The organism is Streptomyces sp. NPDC058751 (assembly GCF_042746485.1).
GTDB lineage: Bacteria > Actinomycetota > Actinomycetes > Streptomycetales > Streptomycetaceae > Streptomyces.
In genome coordinates, this window is sequence record NZ_JBHYPZ010000096.1 from 1 (window position 1) to 3,281 (window position 3,281).

At 66.1% G+C, this 3,281-nt stretch carries 3 protein-coding genes and 1 pseudogene; 1 reads left to right on the forward strand and 3 read right to left on the reverse strand.

Translation table 11 applies throughout. From position 1 onward, the window contains the following. Nucleotides 1-1,296 precede the first annotated feature (1,296 nt). From ACFW6B_RS40985 to ACFW6B_RS40995, 3 genes and pseudogenes are all read right to left on the reverse strand, one after another. Nucleotides 1,297-1,530, reverse strand: coding sequence for a hypothetical protein (locus ACFW6B_RS40985; protein WP_386605026.1), 234 nt, complete (start codon nt 1,528-1,530; stop codon nt 1,297-1,299). A gap of 327 nt (nt 1,531-1,857) precedes the next feature. After that, nucleotides 1,858-2,220: a hypothetical protein gene (locus ACFW6B_RS40990; protein WP_386605028.1), complete on the reverse strand. Its 363-nt coding sequence runs from the start codon at nt 2,218-2,220 to the stop codon at nt 1,858-1,860. Nucleotides 2,221-2,445: 225 nt separating this feature from the next. Beyond that, nucleotides 2,446-2,606, reverse strand: a pseudogene (locus ACFW6B_RS40995) (IS5/IS1182 family transposase); the annotation flags it as partial. A gap of 182 nt (nt 2,607-2,788) precedes the next feature. Between ACFW6B_RS40995 and ACFW6B_RS41000 the strand changes: the two are divergent. After that, the gene (locus ACFW6B_RS41000; RefSeq protein ID WP_386605030.1) at nt 2,789-3,154 is read left to right on the forward strand and encodes a hypothetical protein; all 366 of its coding nucleotides are present in this window, start codon (nt 2,789-2,791) and stop codon (nt 3,152-3,154) included. The last annotated feature ends 127 nt before the right edge of the window (nt 3,155-3,281 follow it).

The following is a 3,281-nucleotide window of genomic DNA, read 5'->3' on the forward strand; positions in this document are numbered from 1 at the left end:
CTTCGGTCTTGCGTTTCCGACTCTATCAGACCGTTTCCGTATCCGATTTCCTCGGCGCTTTCCAGGTTCCCGCTTCCGCGTTTCCCTTTCCGGCGAGTCCGACTCTATCAGATCCTTTCGGGCCTGACTCCCAGTCAGCGGGTTTTACCTTCACGGCTGTTGGGCCGTTCCGACGTCTCAAACTTTAGCGGATCTTCCCGGCAGTTCCTAATCGGGCTACCGGACCCCAATCGAATTGAATTCGGGCACGCCGAATTCGCCCCGGCTGGGAGATCGTGCTGAAGGTTTGAGTGCCGCATCCGCGGCGGAGGTGCCGTCGCTGAAGCCACTGGCTCCTCGACAACTCGGAGAACTTTACTCACCTGCATGGGTAGTGTCAACCACCCCCTGTCAAGATCTTTTGGGGCGTCCGACAGCGAGCGGCACCAGTCCTCGGCGCTCTAGGCTCCCAGCGTGTCTGGTCCGACGTTGGTGATCGAGTTGGCGGAGCCACTACCCCCGGCTGTGCTGCGGGAGTTCCGCCCGCAGCGCATCGATCATGTGACCACCGCCGTCATGTGCGGTCCTGAACCAGGCACCCCGACTTCCGGCCGCTCAAGTGATCCAGAAGGTCGCTCGGTGCGTGAGTGGGGGCGGGTGGAGAGATGACGACAGCAGAGAGCGTCGGAGCGCGGTGAAGGGGCCGGCACGGTCGGACTGGGAGCTGGTCCCCCTGGAGGCCGTCGGCCCCCTGCGCTTCGGCATGCGTGTCACTGAGGTCGCCGCAGTACTGCCGGGCATGGGCGAGCTGCGTCGGTTCCAGGCCGACCCCTCGTTCCAGGAGACCCTGGGGGTGGAGTTCGGCAAGGGGCCCGCGGAGCCCGCCGTGTACGCCTACTTCGTCGACAGCCGGTTGTTCTGCGTCGCGGCCGACGCGGTCCACGGCCCCCAAGTGACGCTTTGGGGAAGGCAGTTGACTGCCTGCGTTCCTGCTGATCTGGAACGGTTCCTCTTGCACGCTCACAGATGTGAGGTGCTCGACGTGTCCTACGGTCCGCGGGGGAACCCTGGAGTCAATGGGCTGGGTCTGGTGGTACGGGTTCAGAAGGCCGCCGACGGTATGAGGACCCGGCCGGTCATGGTGGGCAGTGCCTGGGCCGACCGGTGCACCGACGACTGGGAAGGCGCGATCCCTGAATGTGAATGGGTGGGCCGACTGTGGCCCTGTACAGAGGGACCGGATTCCTGGCCCCCACCCGGCCACGAGACACACTGGGGCAGCTGGCGCCCTCCCTTCTGACCCAGGGCCCGAACGGCTCACTGGAGCAGTTCGATGTGCGGATGGTCCGGGGATGCCGGGCACACATGGGGTTGGAGGTTGTTGCCGCCGGTGATGTCGATCCTGGCGAAGTTGCCGTCCGGTTCTCCCAAGGGGCGCGGGGGCCGGGGCATCTGTTCCCCCTCGGGGATCCAGGTCTCGCTGCCGCCGTCCCCTTCGCAGGAGGCGATGGTGAGGAGCGGTACCTGATGGCGATCGGGCCGTCGAACCACGGGCGGCCCGCGCCGAGCCGTTCCCAGGTCTCCCGTTCCTCGGGGGTCCACTTGGGTGCCTGTGGGTCATGCCGCAGCCGCTCGGCCGCTGCGGCACGGTCTCGCGGCGCAGGAGCCGGACGTCGTCCGGGGAGAGGCCCCTTGGCGACGCGTGCCTGTCGTGCGGCTCATCGCAGTACGGCCACGGCTCCGTCGTGCACGGTCGGCGACCCGGGCCGGGGGTGCAGCCGGGTCGCCATGCGCACTACTGAACTTGAGCTCGTGATGTCGCTCGGCTCGTGGTGGCGGCGTCAGGGTCCGGGACTGCTGGCTGTTGCTGGCTCGTGTTCAGGATGGTGGCTGTAGCCAGCGCCACGCCGTGGAGAGATTCACCTCGACGTCATCGTTCCAAGAGCAGACCTCCAGCCATGAGAGGTACCCGCCTTGCGCGAAGACCAGGACCTCGCCAGGGCACTCGCCGGTTTCGGTGAACAGCTGTACGTCGACAGCCACGACGGTGCCGAGGCCCGTTGGAGCGGGCTCCACCGCGTCGGCGTCGAGTTCGAAGTAGGCAGAGCCGCACCCGCACTTACAGCGGGATTGCACCCTGAGTTGGGGCACCTGTCGTCGGAGGGCGACGTGAACGGGCTCGTCCGGGCTCAGAACGAGGTCAAGCACGTCGGCCACGTCCTCGGGCAAGCTGCCAGTCATGCCGCCACCGTAGTTGACCAGCGGCTTTGGTCTTCGACCAATCTCGGGTCCATCGACCCGACGCTCACAGGCCCAGGGCCAGCTCAGTGCCTGCGAGGCAGCCGTCGATGACCTCCGGTCGGTACTGCAGCATCTTCAGTAACACCGTGAGCCACTCGGCGTTCGCGTCGATGAACCCCCGCATGCCGGCCGTCAGGTGCAGGCGGACGTTGTCCCATCGGGCTGTTCCGTGCGGTTCCCAGGCATGGGCCAGCCGATCACGACGACAGGCGGGTGTCGACGTCGATGACGACCTGGTGGTTGGTGGAGTACCGATAGTTCTTGGACTGCTCGGCCGCAGTGTGGTCGCGGGTGGACAACAGGGTGCCGTCCACGATGAGGACGGTGCTATATCGCAGTCCGCGGACTTCGCGCCCGGCGCATGGCGGAAGGCTGTTTCTGGTGGCTGGGCGACGGGACGGCCGGCCGCTCCGAAGATTCATCGCTCTGACTCGAGCTCCGCCGAGGCCCGGCATCGCATCCTGCCCGCGTGGCACGATGTGCGGCATGACGATGAACCGAAAGGTCCATGCCGCGTAGACGGCCAGGACGCGTCCGGGCCGGCATCCCCGGCCGCCGGACACCAGAAGCGAGACGGGACATCGACGGCCTGTCCTCAGGTGCGCTGTCCGAGATCGTTCGACTCGAACGCACCCGCAACTATCTGCGGCCAGGAGACGTCAGCACGGCCGTTCGCTTGTGGAAGGACTACGTCAACCACCCCGAGAGCCGGCTGTGGCATGACTACGAGTGGGGCGACGTGCACTGGTACTGCTGCGGCGATCCCCTGGAAGCACGCGCTCTCCTCGATGCCGTCCTACAGGCCCTGACACCTCGAAACGCTCGCGAACTCCGACAGCTGGTCGCCCGGTTCGACGCGGTCTGGAATGCCTGAGCTGTTGTCCCAGCCTCAGTACATATCAAAGACCCTGAACGCAGAAAACCCCCGGACCGGTATCCCCGGTCCGGGGGTTTTCTTCAAAATTTGTTCGGCGGCGTCCTACTCTCCCACAGGGTCCCCC

What these genes read in the sequence shown, in the direction of transcription:
- ACFW6B_RS41000 (WP_386605030.1), top strand. Translation starts at nt 2,789, where the DNA reads ATGCCGCGTAGACGGCCAGGACGCGTCCGGGCCGGCATCCCCGGCCGC.
- ACFW6B_RS40990 (WP_386605028.1), bottom strand. Translation starts at nt 2,220, where the DNA reads ATGACTGGCAGCTTGCCCGAGGACGTGGCCGACGTGCTTGACCTCGTT.